The sequence below is a fragment of the Flavobacterium soli DSM 19725 genome, from assembly GCF_000422705.1.
GTDB classification, from domain to species: domain Bacteria; phylum Bacteroidota; class Bacteroidia; order Flavobacteriales; family Flavobacteriaceae; genus Flavobacterium; species Flavobacterium soli.
Genome location: NZ_AUGO01000007.1, coordinates 203,201 through 221,766 on the forward strand (window position 1 = coordinate 203,201; position 18,566 = coordinate 221,766).

Annotated in this window: 16 protein-coding genes; 9 read left to right on the forward strand and 7 right to left on the reverse strand. The window is 33.7% G+C overall.

Annotation, left to right across the window (positions count from 1 at the left end):
- Positions 1-31: 31 nt before the first annotated feature.
- Both mtaB and G508_RS0110085 read right to left on the reverse strand, forming a co-directional pair.
- Positions 32-1,360 (reverse strand): tRNA (N(6)-L-threonylcarbamoyladenosine(37)-C(2))-methylthiotransferase MtaB, encoded by a 1,329-nt coding sequence (gene mtaB / locus G508_RS0110080; RefSeq protein ID WP_026705200.1) that lies wholly within the window; start codon positions 1,358-1,360, stop codon positions 32-34.
- Positions 1,361-1,505: 145 nt separating this feature from the next.
- A complete protein-coding gene (locus G508_RS0110085; RefSeq protein ID WP_026705201.1) occupies positions 1,506-3,167 on the reverse strand; it encodes a tetratricopeptide repeat protein in 1,662 nt (553 codons plus the stop codon).
- Between the two features lie 290 nt (positions 3,168-3,457).
- Between G508_RS0110085 and G508_RS0110090 the strand changes: the two genes are divergently transcribed.
- Positions 3,458-3,895 (forward strand): PepSY-like domain-containing protein, encoded by a 438-nt coding sequence (locus G508_RS0110090; protein ID WP_026705202.1) that lies wholly within the window; start codon positions 3,458-3,460, stop codon positions 3,893-3,895.
- Between the two features lie 60 nt (positions 3,896-3,955).
- On the opposite strand, the gene G508_RS0110095 is transcribed toward G508_RS0110090, so the two are convergent.
- Both G508_RS0110095 and G508_RS0110100 read right to left on the reverse strand, forming a co-directional pair.
- Positions 3,956-5,131: a GlmU family protein gene (locus G508_RS0110095; protein ID WP_026705203.1), complete on the reverse strand. Its 1,176-nt coding sequence runs from the start codon at positions 5,129-5,131 to the stop codon at positions 3,956-3,958.
- 109 nt (positions 5,132-5,240) lie between these two features.
- On the reverse strand, positions 5,241-5,492 hold the full coding sequence (locus G508_RS0110100) for a type B 50S ribosomal protein L31 (RefSeq protein WP_026705204.1): 252 nt from the start codon (positions 5,490-5,492) through the stop codon (positions 5,241-5,243).
- Between the two features lie 237 nt (positions 5,493-5,729).
- On the opposite strand from G508_RS0110100, the gene G508_RS0110105 reads away from it, so the two are divergent.
- The 6 genes from G508_RS0110105 (at position 5,730) to G508_RS0110130 (ending at position 12,462) form a co-directional block, all read left to right on the forward strand.
- The gene (locus tag G508_RS0110105; RefSeq protein ID WP_026705205.1) at positions 5,730-6,257 is read left to right on the forward strand and encodes a DUF4199 domain-containing protein; all 528 of its coding nucleotides are present in this window, start codon (positions 5,730-5,732) and stop codon (positions 6,255-6,257) included.
- Position 6,258: 1 nt separating this feature from the next.
- A complete protein-coding gene (locus G508_RS0110110) occupies positions 6,259-7,215 on the forward strand; it encodes a glycosyltransferase family 2 protein (RefSeq protein ID WP_026705206.1) in 957 nt (318 codons plus the stop codon).
- Positions 7,216-7,235: 20 nt separating this feature from the next.
- Positions 7,236-8,963: a phospho-sugar mutase gene (locus tag G508_RS0110115; RefSeq protein ID WP_026705207.1), complete on the forward strand. Its 1,728-nt coding sequence runs from the start codon at positions 7,236-7,238 to the stop codon at positions 8,961-8,963.
- A complete protein-coding gene (locus tag G508_RS0110120; RefSeq protein WP_026705208.1) occupies positions 8,963-10,792 on the forward strand; it encodes an ABC transporter ATP-binding protein in 1,830 nt (609 codons plus the stop codon). Before G508_RS0110115 ends, G508_RS0110120 begins: the two co-directional genes overlap by 1 nt.
- 65 nt (positions 10,793-10,857) lie before the next feature.
- Positions 10,858-11,559: a hypothetical protein gene (locus tag G508_RS0110125; protein ID WP_026705209.1), complete on the forward strand. Its 702-nt coding sequence runs from the start codon at positions 10,858-10,860 to the stop codon at positions 11,557-11,559.
- A gap of 66 nt (positions 11,560-11,625) precedes the next feature.
- Positions 11,626-12,462 (forward strand): helix-turn-helix domain-containing protein, encoded by an 837-nt coding sequence (locus tag G508_RS0110130; protein WP_026705210.1) that lies wholly within the window; start codon positions 11,626-11,628, stop codon positions 12,460-12,462.
- 168 nt (positions 12,463-12,630) lie between these two features.
- Here G508_RS0110130 and G508_RS0110135 read toward each other — a convergent pair whose 3' ends face one another.
- The 3 genes from G508_RS0110135 to G508_RS0110145 form a co-directional block, all read right to left on the reverse strand.
- Positions 12,631-13,359, reverse strand: coding sequence for a hypothetical protein (locus G508_RS0110135; protein WP_026705211.1), 729 nt, complete (start codon positions 13,357-13,359; stop codon positions 12,631-12,633).
- 61 nt (positions 13,360-13,420) lie between these two features.
- Positions 13,421-15,889 (reverse strand): TonB-dependent receptor, encoded by a 2,469-nt coding sequence (locus tag G508_RS0110140; RefSeq protein ID WP_051197544.1) that lies wholly within the window; start codon positions 15,887-15,889, stop codon positions 13,421-13,423.
- Positions 15,890-15,904: 15 nt separating this feature from the next.
- Positions 15,905-17,599 carry a M23 family metallopeptidase gene (locus G508_RS0110145; protein WP_026705213.1) on the reverse strand — a complete coding sequence of 565 codons (1,695 nt, stop codon included), beginning with the start codon at positions 17,597-17,599 and terminating at the stop codon, positions 15,905-15,907.
- 184 nt (positions 17,600-17,783) lie between these two features.
- On the opposite strand from G508_RS0110145, the gene G508_RS0110150 reads away from it, so the two are divergent.
- Positions 17,784-18,074: a hypothetical protein gene (locus G508_RS0110150; RefSeq protein WP_026705214.1), complete on the forward strand. Its 291-nt coding sequence runs from the start codon at positions 17,784-17,786 to the stop codon at positions 18,072-18,074.
- Positions 18,075-18,079: 5 nt separating this feature from the next.
- Positions 18,080-18,373: a cell division protein ZapA gene (locus tag G508_RS0110155; RefSeq protein WP_026705215.1), complete on the forward strand. Its 294-nt coding sequence runs from the start codon at positions 18,080-18,082 to the stop codon at positions 18,371-18,373.
- Positions 18,374-18,566 lie beyond the last annotated feature (193 nt).

An 18,566-nucleotide genomic window follows, 5' to 3' on the forward strand; every position in this document is an offset into this window, starting at 1 on the left:
ATTTGTTATTTGGAAATTCTATTTTGGAATTTTACACAAAAGCCTTCAAAAACTCCATCCTAACACTTCCATCTTCGTCAATTTTAGTAAGATTGATTTCATGTAAAGTATTCACCAATTCTGGATTCCAAGGTGTTTTAACTTTTACATAATTTTCAGTAAATCCGTGGATGTAGCCTTCCTTGTTTTCACCTTCAAAAAGAACCGTTCTGTTGGTTCCAATTTGGCTTTCATAAAAAGCACGACGCTTCTTAACCGAAAGTCCGCGAAGCATCTTGCTTCTTTTGGCTCTAACATTTCCCGGCACTACTCCATCCATTGTGGCAGCTTCGGTATTTTCCCTTTCAGAATACGTAAAAACGTGCAAATAGGAAATATCCAAATCATTCAAAAAATGATAGGTTTCAAGAAAATGTTCATCTGTTTCGCCTGGAAATCCAACGATAACATCCACCCCAATGCAAGCGTGAGGCATCACTTCACGGATTTTATTTACCCTTTCGGTATAAATTTCACGCAAATAACGACGCTTCATTTTCTTTAAAATATCGTTGCTACCGGATTGTAATGGAATATGAAAATGCGGAACGAAAGTGCGGCTTTTTGAAACGAATTCGATAGTTTCGTTTTTTAATAAATTTGGTTCGATGGAGGAAATTCTCAAACGCTCAATTCCTTCTACTTCATCCAGTTTCTGAACCAATTCATAAAAAGTATGTTCGTGTTTTTTATTGCCAAATTCTCCTTTTCCGTAATCGCCAATGTTGACACCGGTTAGAACAATTTCTTTGATATTTTGCTGTGAAATTTCCTTTGCGTTTTGCAACACGTTTTCCAAAGTATCACTTCTAGAAATACCCCTTGCCAAAGGAATCGTGCAATAGGTACATTTATAATCACAACCATCTTGAACCTTTAAGAAAGCCCTGGTTCGATCTCCAATAGAATAACTTCCTACGTAAAAATCGGCTTCCGAAATTTCGCAGGAATGCACTTCACCCATATCATTCTTGGACAAATCGTTGATATAATCTGTGATTTTGAATTTTTCGGTAGCTCCCAAAACCAAATCCACTCCGTCTACAGCTGCCAATTCTTCTGGTTTCAATTGGGCATAACATCCAACAGCGGCAACAAAGGCTTTATCATTCAACTTCATCGCTTTTTTCACCACTTGCTTGAATTGCTTGTCGGCATTTTCTGTAACCGAACAAGTATTGACGACATAAATATCAGCAACTTCTTCAAAATCAACACGATCAAAACCTTCGTCTTGAAAATTTCGAGCAATGGTAGAGGTTTCTGAAAAATTCAACTTGCACCCCAAAGTATAAAAAGCGACTTTCTTTTTGTTTTCCATAATAAAGCTTAATTAATGAAATCGTTGTCAAAAAATTAAGGTTGCAAATTTACATACAATTTTTTAAGATAGGAAATGAATATCAGGTTTAAATACAAATGATTAAGAATCAAAATCACTTCCAGAAAATTGCCTCAGTTTACCATTATGACAGCTTAGAAAGATAGTCGTAGAACGAAACGTCTTTGTCGATTTCCATTTTCTTAAAAATTCGTTCCTTACGTTTTCGACAAGCTTCTTGGGTAATATTAAAAATAGTACTGATTTCTTTGAGACTCAAATTCATATAAACATAGCATATAAAACGAATATCATTGGAAGAAAGATCGGGATGCTTTTCTTTTAGAGTAGAAAGTAAACCTTGATTAACTTCTTCGAAATGAACTATAAAATTATCCCATTCTGAATCTGTTTTCAGATGTTCTTTCAAACTCTTGATACGATTCTTAAGCTTTATATTTTGAGAAACATCAGGAAGTTCAGATAATGAATTAACAATTTCTTCAATCATTTCGTTTCTTCCTGAAAGATAAAGTGCTTTTGCTGAAAGTTTACGATTTTTTTGTTCGATTTCATTTTTCAAGGTTTCTTGTTCCAAAAGGGCTTCGTTTTCAATTTCTTTTACATGTTTTTCAAGCAAAAGATTTTCGTTTTTCTCTTTTTCCAATTCAAGGGCAATGATTTTTTGTTCCCTTTCAGCGATAATTTTCTTTTGTTCTTGCTTAATGGCTCTATTTCGGAACATTCTAAAAACTAGAAAAAACAAAATAATAAAAATTGCTACTGCTGCAAAAAAGATCTTCCTTTCAGTATTTGATTTTTCCAGTGAATTGTGAAGTTCATTTTTATAATTTTGAACTTCAAATTTCACTTTATTATTTTCATATAATTTACTTTTATGAATTGTAGAAAGTGAATCTTTTATTTCAACAAATCTGTTTTTAAAACTCAAAGCCTTTTCAAAATCTTTTTTTTCAGTATAAACTTCAGAAAGTGTCTCAAGGATATTTAATTTCATATCAAGATCCTTAACGTTTTGAAGCGCTAATTGCAAATAATAAATACATTTATCGGTTTTACCTTCCTGCAAGAAAATTCGAGCTAGATGGGTAATTATCGAAATATGATAGCTTTTATGTTTGTTTTTTTTTGTTTTTTCAAATAAAGAAAATAAAATTTCTTTTGCTACAGCAACATCACCCGTCAGAAGAAGATGTTCTGCATGAGTAATCTCGACTTGAATTCTAGCAACTGAATTAGGTTCTTCCCCTTTTAAATGCTGCATTGCTTCATCAATGTAGCGTTTTCCACTTTTCAAATCGTTTGTGCTATTAGCCACTCGCGCCAGGTTTACTGAATACATGACAATTTTTTTACTGTCATTTTCGGCCTTAGCAATATCATAAGCCTTTAAATAATATTCTTTTCCTTTTTCAAAATTTTTCTCTATAGAATATAAGACTGCTATATTATTCAAGACAGTCATTTCTTTTTTTTGATCTAAATGATTTATTGCAATTGTATAGGCATCCAAATAATTGTTTAAAGCCTCACCATAATCTCCTAAATCAAGATAAATTATTCCAAGATTATTTTTAATTTCAAAGTGTTCTTGATGCCAATTATTTTTTTCGGCAGCAATTTGTGACTTCATCAGATATTCCAAAGCAACAGAATAATTGCCTTTATCCATAGCCACAAAACCTGAATCAATAACTTTTTTCCATTGCTCCAGTGATTGCCCAAAACTGGTTAAACTAAAGATAACGCAAAAAAGAAGGGTAAAAAATAGCGATTTTGCTGTCATAAGTTGCACAAGTTGCCCATAAATATGAACTTCACAAAAAAACATATTTTAAGGAAGTTAAAGATTTAAATGGTAAATAATTTATAAATAAAACAGCTAATCTATAACATATATTTTTAAAAAGTATGCTTTAAATTATCCTTTAACAACACAAAATTGTTTCTTATAAAAAATTGTTTCTACAAAAATTTGACTGTTAGGGTTTCATAAATTGAAATTTTGCAGAAAGGTTGGTTTTATGGTTATTTTTTGTAAATTAGTCTTCTCAAAATTTTAAATTAATCTACATAATGAAAGATAAAATTATTATAGCTTTTTTGCTTTTTATGACAAGTTTGTTCCTGCATGCTCAGGAAAAAGTGCAGGTCAAAGCTTTACCAAAGGAAGGAACGGAGTTTGTAGCGAAGTATTTTAAGGATCAGAAAGTGAAAACGATCTTTAAAGTTATGGATGATCGAAAGCCAAAATATGAGGTGACACTTGAAAATGGAACCGAAATTGAGATGAACGACAGAGGAAGATGGACGGAAATTGAAGGTAAAAATAATGCAGTTCCGACTGGTTTTTTGAAAGAAGCTACAACAAATTATTTGAAAGCAAATTATGCAACTCAAAGGGTTTTGGAAATTGAAAAGGGACCAAGATTTGTTTTTGTGGAACTCGAAAACGGCATAAAATTGCAGTTTGAAGCCGAAGGTAAATTCAATAGAATTTATACAGAGGATTAAAGTAAGATTTATTTTTATAGAAAAAAAGGCTGTTTCATAATTTGAAACAGCCTTTTTTAATTATTCTTTTCTCCATTTTTTAGTTTCTTCGAAAACGTGTTCCAGAATTCGCATTTCCTTTTCGTCGAATTCTACGTTTCTTCTCATCATTACTAATCTTGCGGTTTCAAAAGCTTTTTTGGTGATATAAGTGGTAAAACCTGAAGCTCCACCCCAAGAGAAACTTGGAACGAAATTTCTAGGAAATCCACTTCCGAAAATATTTGAACTTACCCCAACAACGGTTCCGGTGTTGAACATTGTGTTGATACCACATTTACTATGGTCTCCCATCATCAATCCGCAGAATTGAAGACCAGTTTTGGCAAAACCTTCGGTTTCATAGCTCCACAATTTCACTTCTTCATAATTATTTTTCAGGTTCGAATTGTTACTGTCAGCACCGATATTACACCATTCGCCCAAAACTGAATTTCCTAAAAATCCGTCGTGACCTTTATTTGAATATCCAAAAAGCACTGAATTATTTACTTCACCTCCAATAACCGAATGTGGCCCAACCGTTGTGGCTCCATATACTTTGGTAGCTAATTTGACCCTTCCTGATTCGCATAAGGCAAATGGTCCACGGATTACAGAACCTTCCATAATCTCGGCATTTTTTCCAATGTAGATTGGCCCTGTTGAAGCGTTTAGGGTTACAAACTCCAGCTTTGCTCCTTCTTCTATAAAGATATTTTCAGGAGCAATTACATTGACACTTTTTGGAATTGGTTGCGATTTTCTGTCTTCGGTTAACAATTCAAAATCTTCACGAAGGGCAATATCATTCTTTTGAAAAATATCCCATGTATGCTCGATCATAATACAATCGTCATTGTATTCTATAACGTCATAGGTGTCAAAATCTACTTCCTCTTGTGAATCTTGCGTGAAGAAAGCGATTACTTCTTCGCCTTTAAAAACAGCTTGATTGGGTTCCAGATTTGAAACTAATTCGGCTAAAACCGCATTTGGCAAAAAAGAAGCGTTGATCATTACGTTTTCTTCTAATTCTACCATTGGGAATTTTTCAGACAGATATTCTTCTGTCAAGCTTGTGGTGGTAGAACCCAAGTATTTTTCCCATTTCTCACGAATGGTTAAAATCCCGACACGAATATCGGCAACTGGACGTGTGAAAGTAAAAGGAAGTAAGGCATTTCTAACTGTTCCGTCAAAAAGTATATAGTTCATTTGAGAAGTTTAAAATTTAACGTTCAAAGTTACAAAGTTTTGGGCAGGATAAAAATAAAAAAAGCCTTCCAAATTGGAAGGCTTTCTATATTGTAAAACGGTTAAATAATTACTTAACGTGTTTTGCGTATTTAGTTTTGAACTTGTCGATACGTCCTGCAGTATCAATAAGTTTAGATTTACCTGTGTAAAAAGGGTGAGAAGTTCTAGAAATCTCCATTTTTACAACTGGATATTCTACACCTTCGTGTACGATTGTTTCTTTAGTATCAGCAGTAGATTTTGTAATAAAAACTTCTTCGTTTGACATGTCTTTAAACGCTACTAATCTGTAATTCTCTGGGTGAATTCCTTTTTTCATCTTAAATCTTTTTATTTGTTGGCTATAATTCGCTTTGAAGCTTTTCTTTTTTTACCGAAAAGGTATAAACTCCTTATAACTTTTTGTTTTTACTTTATTATTTTGAGTGTGCAAATTTACAATTATTTTTCAATAAACAAATCTTTAGTTACTTTTTTTTAAAAGATTATATCAGATGATTTTCTACTATGTAAAAGCGGAATTAGTATATTTGTAGATTATTTTGAAACTACTTCAATGACAGACATTATTAAAAAAACCGGTTTTCAAATCGGTCTTCTCTTGGGATTTCTTTTAATCCTACTTTCAAGTTACATTTATTTCGTGGATTTATCTTTACTAACCAATGTTTGGGCGGGAGTTTCTACATTAATCCTTACTGTCATTTGTGGAATCATTTCTATTGTTGTAATAAAAAATAAACTTGACGGATTCATTACTTTCAAAGAGGCTTTTTCCGGATATTTTATTACGATTTTGACTGGAAGTTTACTTTCATGCCTTTTTTTGATTGTGATTTACAACTTCGTTCTCACACCTGAAACAAAGGCAAACATCATTTTAGCAATGCGTGATTTCGACATCAGTTTGCTAAAGCAAAACTTGATGCCACAAGAAAACATCGATAAAACATTGGAAGTATATAAAACGTTGAATCCTTTTTCCACAAATACGGTTTTATCCTCTTCTATAAAATATCTTTTAAGAGATTGTCTTATCGGATTTTTAGTCGCCTTAATTTTCAGAAATAAGAGAAATTTATAACATGAATTTATCCATAGTAATACCACTTCTAAATGAAGAAGAATCGTTGCAGGAACTCCATAATTGGATTGTTTCGGTAATGAAAACAAATAATTATACCTACGAAGTTATCTTTATTGATGATGGAAGCACCGATAGTTCGTGGCAGATAATAGAACGCCTTTCAACAGAAAATGATAATATAAAAGGTGTTCGCTTTCTGAAAAATTTTGGAAAATCTCAAGCTTTACATGCAGGTTTTGCTCGTGCAAATGGTGATGTGGTGATTACTATGGATGCCGATTTGCAAGACAATCCCGAGGAAATTCCAGAGTTGTACAACATGATTATCAACCAACAATTTGATTTGGTTTCAGGCTGGAAAAAGAAACGCTATGATTCGGTTTTTGCAAAAAATCTACCTTCAAAATTATTCAATTGGGCAGCCAGAAAAACATCGGATGTTCAACTAAACGACTTTAATTGTGGCTTGAAAGCCTATAAAAATATTGTCGTAAAAAACATCGAAGTTTCAGGTGAAATGCATCGTTACATTCCTGTTTTGGCAAAAAATGCAGGTTTCGGAAAAATTGGTGAAAAGGTCGTAAAGCATCAAGCCCGAAAATATGGCGAGACCAAATTCGGAATGGATCGTTTCATCAATGGTTTCTTGGATTTAATCACGATTTGGTTTCTTTCAAGATTCGGAAAAAGACCCATGCACTTGTTTGGGGCCTTGGGTTCTGGAATGTTTGTAATTGGTTTTATAGCCGCTTTATTTATAGGTATCAATAAATTAATTCGTTTGTACTATCATTATCCTACTATGAAAGTAACCGAAAATCCTTGGTTTTTTATATCTTTAACTACTATGGTTTTAGGAACTCAGTTATTCTTGGCTGGATTTTTAGGCGAAATCATTTTGAAGACAAAAAGTAACGAAGGACGATATAAAATATCAAAAGAAATAAATTTATAACCGTTTAAAATTTATTAGAAATGCACATCGAAAAACACATTTTAGACCAAGTAAACGAATGGCTTACACCAACATTTGACAATGATACACAAGAGAAAATCAAGGAAATGATGACCTCTTCTCCAAAAGAACTGGAAGAAAGTTTTTATAAGAATCTTGAGTTTGGAACTGGAGGAATGCGTGGTGTCATGGGAGTTGGAACCAACCGTATCAATAAATATACGTTAGGAAAAAACACGCAAGGACTTTCTAATTACATGCACAAGGTTTTTCCTGGAAAGAAATTAAAAGTGGTAATTGCTTACGACTGCCGTCACAATAGTAATACGTTGGCTAAAGTGGTTGCCGATGTTTTCTCTGCAAATAACATTCAGGTGTATTTATTTTCAGACTTACGTCCTACTCCAGAATTGTCTTTCGCCTTGAAATATTTAGGTTGCCAAGCGGGAATCGTACTTACCGCTTCTCATAATCCACCAGAATACAATGGTTACAAGGTTTATTGGGAAGATGGCGGACAATTGGTTCCACCTCAGGATGCCGAAATCATCAAGCTTATCGAAGATTTGAAATACGATGAAATCAAGTTTCAAGCCAATGAAAATTTGATTCAATATATAGACAAAGAAACTGATGATGCTTTCGTAAAGTCATCGATTGAAAATGCAAGTTTTGATACTTCGGCTTCCGCCAAAGACAATCTGAACATTGTTTTCACTTCCTTGCATGGAACTTCTATAAAATCTGTACCGCAAACTTTGGAACAAGCAGGTTATAAAAACGTGCATATTGTTCCAGAACAAGCTGAACCTAATGGTGATTTCCCAACGGTGAAATCTCCAAATCCAGAAGAGCCGGAAGCTTTGACGATGGCTTTGGCTTTGGCCGATAAATTAAATGCTGACATCGTTATTGGAACCGACCCTGATTGCGACAGATTAGGTGTTGCCGTTCGAAACAACGAAGGCAAAATGACACTGCTCAACGGAAACCAAACAATGGTTTTGATGACCGCTTTTTTATTGGAACAATGGAAAAAGCAAGAAAAAATCAACGGAAAACAATTCGTTGGTTCAACAATCGTTTCAACTCCAATGATGCTGGCTTTAGCCGATGGCTATGGTGTTGAATGCAAGGTTGGATTGACAGGTTTCAAATGGATTGCAAAAATGATCAAGGATTTCCCTGAACTGCAATTTATTGGTGGTGGGGAAGAAAGCTTTGGATTTATGGTGGGTGATGCCGTTCGCGACAAGGATGCCGTTGCTGCAACATTGTTGATTTGTGAAGTTGCTGCTCAAGCAAAAGCCAATGGAAGTTCGGTTTACAAAGAATTGCTCAACCTTTATGTAGATTTTGGTTTTTATAAAGAACATTTGGTTTCCCTGACTAAGAAAGGAATTGAAGGTTTGGCAGAAATTAATCAGATGATGATTGATTTACGTTTAAATCCTCTGAAAGAAATTGCAGGAGAACGTGTGGTAATGGTTGAAGATTATAAAAATTCGACAGCCAAAAATCTTTTTACAGGTGAAGTCGAAACAATGAGCATTCCAAAATCGGATGTGTTGATTTATTATACTGAAGATGGATCTAAAATTGCAGCACGACCAAGCGGAACCGAACCAAAAATAAAATTCTACGTGAGTGTAAATGCAACACTTGACAAGGTTGAAAATTTTGGTAAAGTTGAAGCTGAACTGGATACAAAAATTAAAAATATAATTGCCGATTTAGGAGTAAAATAATGGATGAAAATATAAAAAAAATTATTCCTTTTGCAAGAAAGTACAAAACGCATGTAGTTTGGAATGTAATCCACAACATACTGTATGCACTTTTTGGTACAATTGGAATGGTTATGATTTTTCCAGTGCTGAAAGTACTTTTTGGCAATGAAGAAAAAGTCACAAAGTTGCCAGATTATAATGGTTTGATGAACATTGGCAGTTACTTAAACGATACTCTTTTTTATTATGTCAATCACTTTTCAGAAACTTATGGTCCGGACTATGCCTTACTGCTAACCGTTTCATTAGTAGTTTTTACTTTTTTATTCAAAAACCTATTTGGCTATTTGGGATTACAACATCTAACCAAAATAAAAACAGGTGTTCTTCGTGATTTGCGTGAAAAAATGTTCAAAAAAATTATTGAACTGCCAATTCCATATTATTCAGAAAAACGTAAAGGAGATGTCATGGCTCGAATGCTGGGTGATGTTAATGAGGTTCAAAATTCTTTCTTTATGGTTTTGGAACTTATTGTAAAAGAACCTTTGACCATTTTGTTTTCTTTAGTTTCTATGATTTATATTAGCTGGAAACTCACGCTTTTCGTATTTATTTTTATTCCAGTTTCTGGTTTTATTATTTCTAGGATTGGAAAATCCTTGAAAGGAAAATCTGCTAAGGCACAACAAGAAAATGGTTTTCTAATTTCAGTTGTTGAAGAAACACTCTCGGGTTTAAAAGTTGTTAAAGGTTATAATGCAGAAAGTTTCTTTTCCAATACTTTCAGTGGCTCTATAAATAGATTATACAAATTGACCAACAGTATCGGAAAGAAAAATAATTTAGCTTCGCCAATGTCAGAGTTTCTTGGAATTGTTGTCATTTCTATCCTTCTTTTTTATGGAGGTAATTTAGTTTTAGTCGACAAATCTTTGGATGGCTCTTTATTTATTGCCTATATCGGACTGGCTTACAATATTTTAACTCCGGCAAAAGCAATTTCGAAAGCTTCATATCAGGTAAAAAATGGTTTGGCTGCAGCCGAAAGGGTTTTTGAAGTTTTAGAAGTCGAGAATACCATTCAAGATAAAGTTGATGCGATTGTTTTAGATGATTTCAAAAATGAAATTCAATTGAAAAACATCAATTTTTCGTATGGAGAAGAGTCGGTTTTAAAGAATTTCTCATTGACAATTCCCAAAGGAAAAACGGTTGCTTTGGTTGGACAATCTGGAAGCGGAAAAAGTACGATTGCAAATCTCTTGACGCGTTTTTATGATGTAAATAATGGCAAAATCCTGATTGACAATCATAATATAAAAGATGTGACGATGAAATCGCTTCGCGGACTAACTGGTTTGGTAACACAAGACAGTATTATGTTCAACGGAACAATCAAGGAAAATATTCGTCTTGGAAATTTAGAAGCTACCGATGAAGACGTTATAAATGCCCTTAAAATTGCCAATGCCTACGAATTCGTAAAAGATCTTCCAGAAGGAATTGAAACCAACATCGGCGACAGCGGAAACAAACTTTCGGGCGGACAAAAGCAACGGTTATCAATTGCCAGAGCCGTTTTGAAAAATCCACCAATCATGATTTTAGATGAAGCAACTTCTGCTTTGGATACAGAAAGTGAACGATTGGTTCAAGATGCCTTGGAGAATATGATGCAAAACAGAACTTCGGTTGTAATAGCACATCGACTCTCAACTATCCAAAAAGCGGATAAAATTGTGGTCATGCAAAAAGGTGAAATTGTAGAACAAGGAACTCATGAAGAACTTTTGGCAAAAGGTGGAACCTATTCTAAATTAGTGATGATGCAAAGTTTCGAATAAGAAATATTTACAAAGTTATAATCTAAATTTAAAAGTGTTGTTTTCAAAATTAGTACATTTAAAATATGTTTATAGCCGACAAAAACATCAAGCTTCCCTCCGATCCCGATACCATTGTCTGGAAATACTTGGACTTGTCTAAATTTGTCGATTTATTACTTTACCGAAAACTTTTTATGTCGCGTTCGGATAAATTTGAAGACCAATATGAAGGTACTTTCAGCGAACCGACTTTCGAGGAAATCAAGAAACTCTCTATTAATAATCCTAGCTTTTTAGAATATTATAAAACCCATCGAAAAAATGTAGTCATCAGCAGTTGGCACATTAACGAATATGAATCGTTTGCCATGTGGCAAATTTTTACCCAAAAAAGCGAAGGTTTGGCGATTCAATCCACTTTGGGAAGAATACAAAATGCTTTGAATGTCGATCATGAATACCATCAATATATTGGTGAAGTAAACTATATCGATTACAAAAAAGAATATATTCCGTTTGATAATACTTTTTTTCCCTTTCTTTTTAAACGAAAAAGTTTTCAATACGAAAGGGAAATCAGAATCATTTCCGATTTGACTTCCTATAATTTAGAAATCGATAACGGGCTGAAAATTGATGTGGATATTTGCAATCTTATTGAAAAAATTTATATCCATCCAAAATCCGAAAACTGGTATAAAAAACTGGTGATTGATCTGGTTGAACGTCTAGGATTTGATTTCAAAATCGAAAAATCAGATCTTGAGAGTGATATTTTAATTTAATTCTCAGGATTTTGTGAGTTCATCTTGAAGGATTTTTTTAAATTTACCTCAAATTAATCTTACAAGATGAACCTCCGTTTTTACAAACCTAAAAACAAACTTCTTCATCCTTACATGGAAGGCTATTATTTCCTTTCCAAGAAAGAAAGCGAACCTTCTTTTGAATACCTCACATTCCCAAATAATTTCAGTATTATTTCGGTTTATCAAGATACAGAACTTACGTTTTCTGAAAATAAAGTGGTAATCAACGGAAAAAAGAATGGTGCATTTTCATCGGATTTGATTTGTCACTACAAAAAACCAATTCAGGTGGTTTGCAAAGGAGAACTAAATGAAATTACTTTCTATTTTAAACCCTTAGGCTTGAATGCATTTCTTGACAAGCCTCTGAGTAATTTCACCAATGATTTTTTCTGCAATTTTATTCCTTTTGAAGATTATGTAGCTGTTATGCAATCCATTTTGGAAGAAAGAAACTTTGAAAAGCAAAAAGATAGTATCGAAAATTATTGGATTTCGAAGTTGGTAGGCTTCAAACATCCTTTTTTAAATCAGGTCATTGATGATTTAACGAATGTAAATAATGATTATTCCATTGCTGAGTTAGCCGAAAAACATAAAACTAGTAGGCAAAATTTGAGCAAGCATTTTGAAATGCATCTCTGCAAAACACCATCCGATTTCAAGAAAATCCATCGGTTTAGGGAAGCTTTAAAAACAAAAATCGATAAAAAAAAATCGGAAGAAAACCTCACGGCTTTGAGTAACGATTTACTGTTTTATGATCAATCGCATCTTATAAAAGATTTCAAATCTTTGACAGGAATGACACCAAAAACATTCTTCAAAAATATTTCTCCACAAGAGAATGGAGAAATAAATTGGTTATATACTCAATAGATTACATTTTTACAATTTTAATCAAAAATGTTACACTACATTTGTTAAAACAAAAAACATAATCAAGATGATTTCAGTAATAATTAAGTTGGTTTCGCTGTTAGTTTCTATGGTAGTTAATCTTTTCGAATACTTTTTCTAGGATTCAGCAAATCTTGCAGTACATTTTTAAACTGGTTTATAACTCTCCAGTTTCCAATCTTTAGTAGATAAATCTACAAAATAATAAAGAATCACATCGTTTTTATCAAACTGACCATTTTTATTGGTGTCTTCTATCGTCCTGAAATAAAGGCGGTTTTTTGATTCAACCAAATTCCAATCAATCAATTCCTGCATATCTGGAGAAAGTTTAGTAAAATCCTTTCCGCTAATATCACTGATGTATAATGACTTTATATCGCTAACATCCAACTTATTATCTTTATTGGTATCCATATCGGCAACGGAATACACCAATAGCTGATGCTTCGTTTTCTCAAAAATCGTATTCAAGTAACTGGCAGTTTGAATTACCATTTTTTTATCCGTCAACGGTCTGATTTCTGTTGAATCAATATGCTGAAACTTCAAATTTTGAAGAAATCCGGTAAGTTCAAATCGGTTGTAATTTGAAATGGAGAAACTCACCTTATCTGTATTCGACGAACCATAGCTCGATTTTGCTCTTCCTTCATATACTCTATAATCGCCAATGGGGTGAATCAAATATTTTGTTCCTTCCATCTGGATGGGTAAATCGGCAATTTCTATCTGTGAAGAATCTATGGGTTGTGGTTTTGCAGCTGCTGTGGACTCTGTTTTTTCATAAGTAACTTTTGGCGTTTCAGCCTCTTCTTTACAGCTTGTTAGTGCTAAAACTAAAACTCCAGCCAATAAAATATGTAAGTTTTTCATAGTCATCAAAATTCAATTCAAATATAGTGATTTTTAAAACTTCCTTCTAGAATTAACGTATTTATAACCTTGCAGAGAATTTCAAATTAAAAACCCTTGTGGTCAAATAATTCGGGACACCGTATTGGTTTTTAGAATAAACGTCACGAACCCAAGTATTTGTTATGGCGTTTTGGTTGTCAAATAAATTAAAGATTTCAAATCCTAAAGATAAATCTTTGAAATTTTTTAGCCAATGACCATCGGGTCTTTTTGCATTATTTTCAGTCAAAACATAGGAGAATCCAACATCCGCTCGACGGTAATCTCTCAAACGCGACTGATAAACATAAGGATCTGCATACGACGGTGAACCTCCAGGAAGACCTGTATTATACACTAAATTCAGGTATAATTTTACACTTGGAATGTTAGGCATATAATCTTGGAACAATATTCCAAACTTCAATCTCTGGTCGGTTGGTCGAGCTATAAAACCTTTATTATCGATATTTTCTTCGGTTTTCATATAACCAAAACTCAACCACGATTCAGTTCCAGGGACAAATTCACCGTTCATTCTCAAATCCAAACCTTGGGCAAAAGCCGTTGCATTGTTATTTGCAGCATATCGGATTCTAACATTCTCCAACGTGTAAGGATTCACATCTGTCAATGACTTATAATAGGCTTCGGAAACCAACTTGAACGGTCTATTCCACATTTTGAAACTATAATCGTTGCTCAAAACGATATGAAAAGACTGTTGTGCTTTTACATCTGGATTGACCATCCCGTTCATGTCTCGCAGCTCTCGATAAAATGGTGGCTGGTGATATAATCCTCCCGAAATTCTAAACACCATATCTTTTTCCCAACTTGGTTTTAGTGCAATCGAAGCTCTCGGGCTAAATGTTGTTTGGCTTTTTCCTTCTAAATTATCCCCCGAAACCTGCCAATTATGGGCTCTAATTCCTGCATTGTACCAAACTTCATGTTCACCAATTTCATCTTTTCGACTCCACTGCAAATAACCTGAAAGGCGGTCTATTTTTACATAATTCGTTGCTCTAACATTTTGATAAGGAACTAACGGACCAATATATGGATTATATGGCTGGTCATTATTGGGCAACTCAACAATAGGTGGATTGATTTTAAATCCAGCAGAATCAATCACTTCCCATTCCACAATTCTATCCCTAATGTCTTCTCTCGTATATTTGAAACCCCATTCTAAGATATTTTTTTCCTTTTGATAAACGCCTTTTACTTCAGCATTAAAGATCAAGGCATCCAAATCGTTTCGGGCATGATTCAATTGTGAGCCAATTCCTTCCGAAAAATCGATACTTCCTAAATCATCCGAACCAATATTGGTATTGACTTCTCCCAAACGGTATTGGGCAAAAATGTCAAAATATTCTTGTTCTGTCGTATGATAAGCCGAACCGATAAATTTCAACGTTAGATTTTCATTGGCTTGAAAGACCGATTTGAAAGCCCCAAAAAAAGTTTTGTATTCATCTTCTTCAACTCCGTCATATACTACCAACAAAGCGATTGGATCCTCAATTGTTCCAAAATTCGTCTGACGTGTCAACGGTTCATAACTGTATTTGTTCTGCGAAATATTTCCTAGAAAACTCCATTGCCATTTTGTAGAAGGCGTGTACGTAAAATAGGTTTGAACATCGGCAAAAGTGGGCCTGAAATTGCTTTCGGTTTCTTGACTGTTTACCAAAAGGCTGTTGTCACGATAACGAACTCCTGTGATATTGGTCCATTTTTGATTTGGCGAAACAGCTTCAACAGCTAGGCTTCCGCCAAGGAAACTTGCTTCGGCTGAAGCTCCAAATTTGGTTGGAATTCTATACGTAATATCCAAAACTGATGACAATTTATCACCATACTTCGCTTGGAAACCACCTGCTGAAAAATCTACATTTTCAACCATATCAGTGTTAGTAAAACTCAAACCTTCTTGTTGCCCGGAACGAATCAAAAAAGGTCGATAGACCTCAATTTCATTCACATACACAAGGTTTTCATCATAATTTCCACCTCTTACGTTGTATTGACTACTCAATTCGTTGTTTCCACTTACTCCTGCAAAAGTTTTCAAAACACTTTCAACCCCAGGCATTGCACTTGGATTTTTTTGAATAGTTACAGGATCGACATTTGTAAATCCTTGAATCTGATTTCTATTTTTAGAATTAACTACAACTGTCCCTAATTGTTCAGCATCTGATTTTAAGACAGGATTTAATATAAAATTCTCATTTGTTTTTAAATTTACAATCTGAGTAGCCTTTTTCAAAGTAACATGGCTAAAGGAAATCTTGACCTCCTCATTTGCAGGAATATTCAACATATAATAGCCATTTTGGTCAGACGAAGTAAAACCATTTGAAAAAGTAACATTTACATTTTCTACAGGCTTGCCGTTTTCATCCAAAATAACACCTTGAATTCGGGCAGTTTGTGCAAAAACTCCAAAACTGGTTAAGACAAGAAATAGGGTAATTAGTGTGTGATATGTTTTCAAGAGGACGTTTTATTTTTATTTTTGACTTCTAAAAAAATGAGTTTCAAAGATAGTAGAATTTCCAACATTATCAGAAACAACGACTTTTAAATCGTTCCTTCCTTCAACAATAAATCGATCATCAAATTCATGCGTTATCGTTTTGGTTTTATAATCATACTCGAATAAAATCCACTTTCCGTTCAAATATCCGTTATAACTTTTAATTCCCGAGAGATTATCGCTGATGGTCAGTTTCAAATTACTTTGCTTGCTGAGCCATTTTCCTTCGCTAATATTTACAGGCGAAATTCTTGGAGATGTCGTGTCTTTTGCTAATGTAAATTTGCCTAAATTTTTAGTATACGATGTAAAAACGCTGTCTTTAATTTTTGTGAAATTAAAATTCAGTCTTTTTCCTTCAATCGAAGCGATAAACATTTTTTCCTTTTCTTCTGGAGTAAAACTGTTGTTTTCAATCGTTACAGTAAAATTCTGATGAACCGGAACCGATTCGTCATGAAATGTCAAAGTATCTTCTTTTACATCAAAATTTAAATAAAAATCATCATAGAAAGTTCCCGCTGGAACAAATACCGAAATATTATCTTTCTTGTAAATATTATCGTTATTGGCTTTCAAAAAATAATCGGTTTTCTTGACATTACTTGCGATTGTTGGAGCAATTGGCGAATATTGAATTGGAACATTTACGATTACTTTATTAGCATTGAAATCCGAAACTTCAATCCTATAATTATTTGTAAGATTAGGTTTTACAGTAATTATTCCGAAATTTTCATCTGTTTTAATCAAACTCAACGGATAAGGATTCGTCATAAACAAACGTTGAATCCTAACTCCCATTTTCTTAAATCGGTAAAAATCCAACAATGCATTGATGTAACGACTTTCGTCGAAAGCAAATTTTTCAAATTCATATCCAAAATGTGGACTTCCGTTTAAAAACGATTGCACTTTGAAAAGTCCATTTTTATTGTAATTAAAATCAAACATATCATAAGAACTGATCCCGAAACCCACTTTCCCATTTACCGCCACTTTTTCGGAAACATAACTTCCATCCGCTTGAAGCGAAAGATTTAAAGTGATTGGCTGTAACGACTGATTCACAGTTGAATTTTCTCCAACAGGATAAGCCATCAAAGTCGTAACAACGGGTTTTTTGGTATCTTTTATCAAAGCATCAAACCCAAAAAGCATCGGATTGACTGGCTTTTCAGATTCGGTTTCTCTAATTTCAAAATGAAGATGTGGCCCACCCGAACCACCAGAATTACCCGATAATGCAATAATTTCTCCTTGCTTTATTGGTAAATCTTCAGGTTTTAAAAACATTTCTATTTCATAGGTTTCTTCCTTGTAATGATTTTCGCGAATGAAAGCTTCAATCGTTGGCGAAGCTTTTTTCAAATGACCATACACGCTTGTAAAACCATTTGGATGCGTGATATAAATTGCCTTTCCATAACCAAAAGTAGAAATCTTGATTCTGGACACATAGCCATCTGCGGAAGCATAAACATTTAGACCTTCTTTTTGTTGGGTTTTAAAATCCAAGCCTGTATGAAAGTGATTGCTTCGCAATTCTCCAAAGGAACCAGAGAGCGAAAGTTGAATATCCAAGGGTGGTTTGAAGTAATCCTTGGGGTAATTTACCTGAGAAAAAACCGGAATGGCAAATAGTAAAAAAAATAATCTAAAAATCATACTAAACATTTTTGCTAATATAAAAAAAAGTCACATTCTACAACAGAAAATACTTGATTTATAACTAGCTATTTTTCAAATTATTATGGCAAATGATAAGAAAATTTATAAAAAACAATTAAAAATATTGTATAATAAAATAGGAATACTAACTTTGTGAGATTAAGTAATGAATATTGCATCAATGAGTGAAATTGCGGAAATTGTTGATACTCTTGAAAATAGGCTTTCGAAACTTTTTACTAAATTGGACAATTTAGAGAAGACTTCGAAGGAGCTAGAACAGGAATTACAAAAATCTGCAACGATCATACAAAATCAATCCCGTGAGATTGAAACCTTGAAAGGGAAGTATGAGACGCTTAAGATGGCCAATTCGTTGCTTGGCAGTGAGGATAACAAAAGAGATACAAAGCTTAAGATAAATTCATTAATTCGTGAAATTGACTACTGTATTGCACAGTTGTCTGACTAGTAAATATGGACGAAAAGCTTAAAATTAAAATATCAATTGCCGACAGAGTGTATCCGTTAACGGTAGACATGTCGCAGGAAGAAGGACTGAGAAGTGCCTCTAAAAAAATTGATGTGATGATTAAGCAATTTGAAGAAAACTATGCTGTTCGGGACAAACAGGATGTTTTAGCCATGTGTGCTTTGCAATTTGCCTCTCAATTGGAGCAAAAACAAATTGACAAATCGACAGACAACACGGAAACAAATGAAAGATTACAGAAAATAAATAATTTATTAGCACAATATCTCGACAAATAAACGTTCTTTAACATAGACTAAAAATACTGCCTACATTAGTTCATATTTGGTAAACTCAACACTAACAATTTAGAATGAGCAAATCATCGTTACTATAGCAAGCCGTTTCAGTACGGAAGCTTGAACAACGAGTTAGCTCAAAACTTGTCCTTACGAGTTTATACAATCAATCTAATGTAGGCTTTTTTTATAT

Coding starts and splice junctions, on each gene's coding strand:
- mtaB (WP_026705200.1), bottom strand. CDS start 1,360: ATGGAAAACAAAAAGAAAGTCGCTTTTTATACTTTGGGGTGCAAGTTG.
- G508_RS0110085 (WP_026705201.1), bottom strand. CDS start 3,167: ATGACAGCAAAATCGCTATTTTTTACCCTTCTTTTTTGCGTTATCTTT.
- G508_RS0110090 (WP_026705202.1), top strand. CDS start 3,458: ATGAAAGATAAAATTATTATAGCTTTTTTGCTTTTTATGACAAGTTTG.
- G508_RS0110095 (WP_026705203.1), bottom strand. CDS start 5,131: ATGAACTATATACTTTTTGACGGAACAGTTAGAAATGCCTTACTTCCT.
- G508_RS0110100 (WP_026705204.1), bottom strand. CDS start 5,492: ATGAAAAAAGGAATTCACCCAGAGAATTACAGATTAGTAGCGTTTAAA.
- G508_RS0110105 (WP_026705205.1), top strand. CDS start 5,730: ATGACAGACATTATTAAAAAAACCGGTTTTCAAATCGGTCTTCTCTTG.
- G508_RS0110110 (WP_026705206.1), top strand. CDS start 6,259: ATGAATTTATCCATAGTAATACCACTTCTAAATGAAGAAGAATCGTTG.
- G508_RS0110115 (WP_026705207.1), top strand. CDS start 7,236: ATGCACATCGAAAAACACATTTTAGACCAAGTAAACGAATGGCTTACA.
- G508_RS0110120 (WP_026705208.1), top strand. CDS start 8,963: ATGGATGAAAATATAAAAAAAATTATTCCTTTTGCAAGAAAGTACAAA.
- G508_RS0110125 (WP_026705209.1), top strand. CDS start 10,858: ATGTTTATAGCCGACAAAAACATCAAGCTTCCCTCCGATCCCGATACC.
- G508_RS0110130 (WP_026705210.1), top strand. CDS start 11,626: ATGAACCTCCGTTTTTACAAACCTAAAAACAAACTTCTTCATCCTTAC.
- G508_RS0110135 (WP_026705211.1), bottom strand. CDS start 13,359: ATGAAAAACTTACATATTTTATTGGCTGGAGTTTTAGTTTTAGCACTA.
- G508_RS0110145 (WP_026705213.1), bottom strand. CDS start 17,599: ATGATTTTTAGATTATTTTTTTTACTATTTGCCATTCCGGTTTTTTCT.
- G508_RS0110150 (WP_026705214.1), top strand. CDS start 17,784: ATGAGTGAAATTGCGGAAATTGTTGATACTCTTGAAAATAGGCTTTCG.
- G508_RS0110155 (WP_026705215.1), top strand. CDS start 18,080: ATGGACGAAAAGCTTAAAATTAAAATATCAATTGCCGACAGAGTGTAT.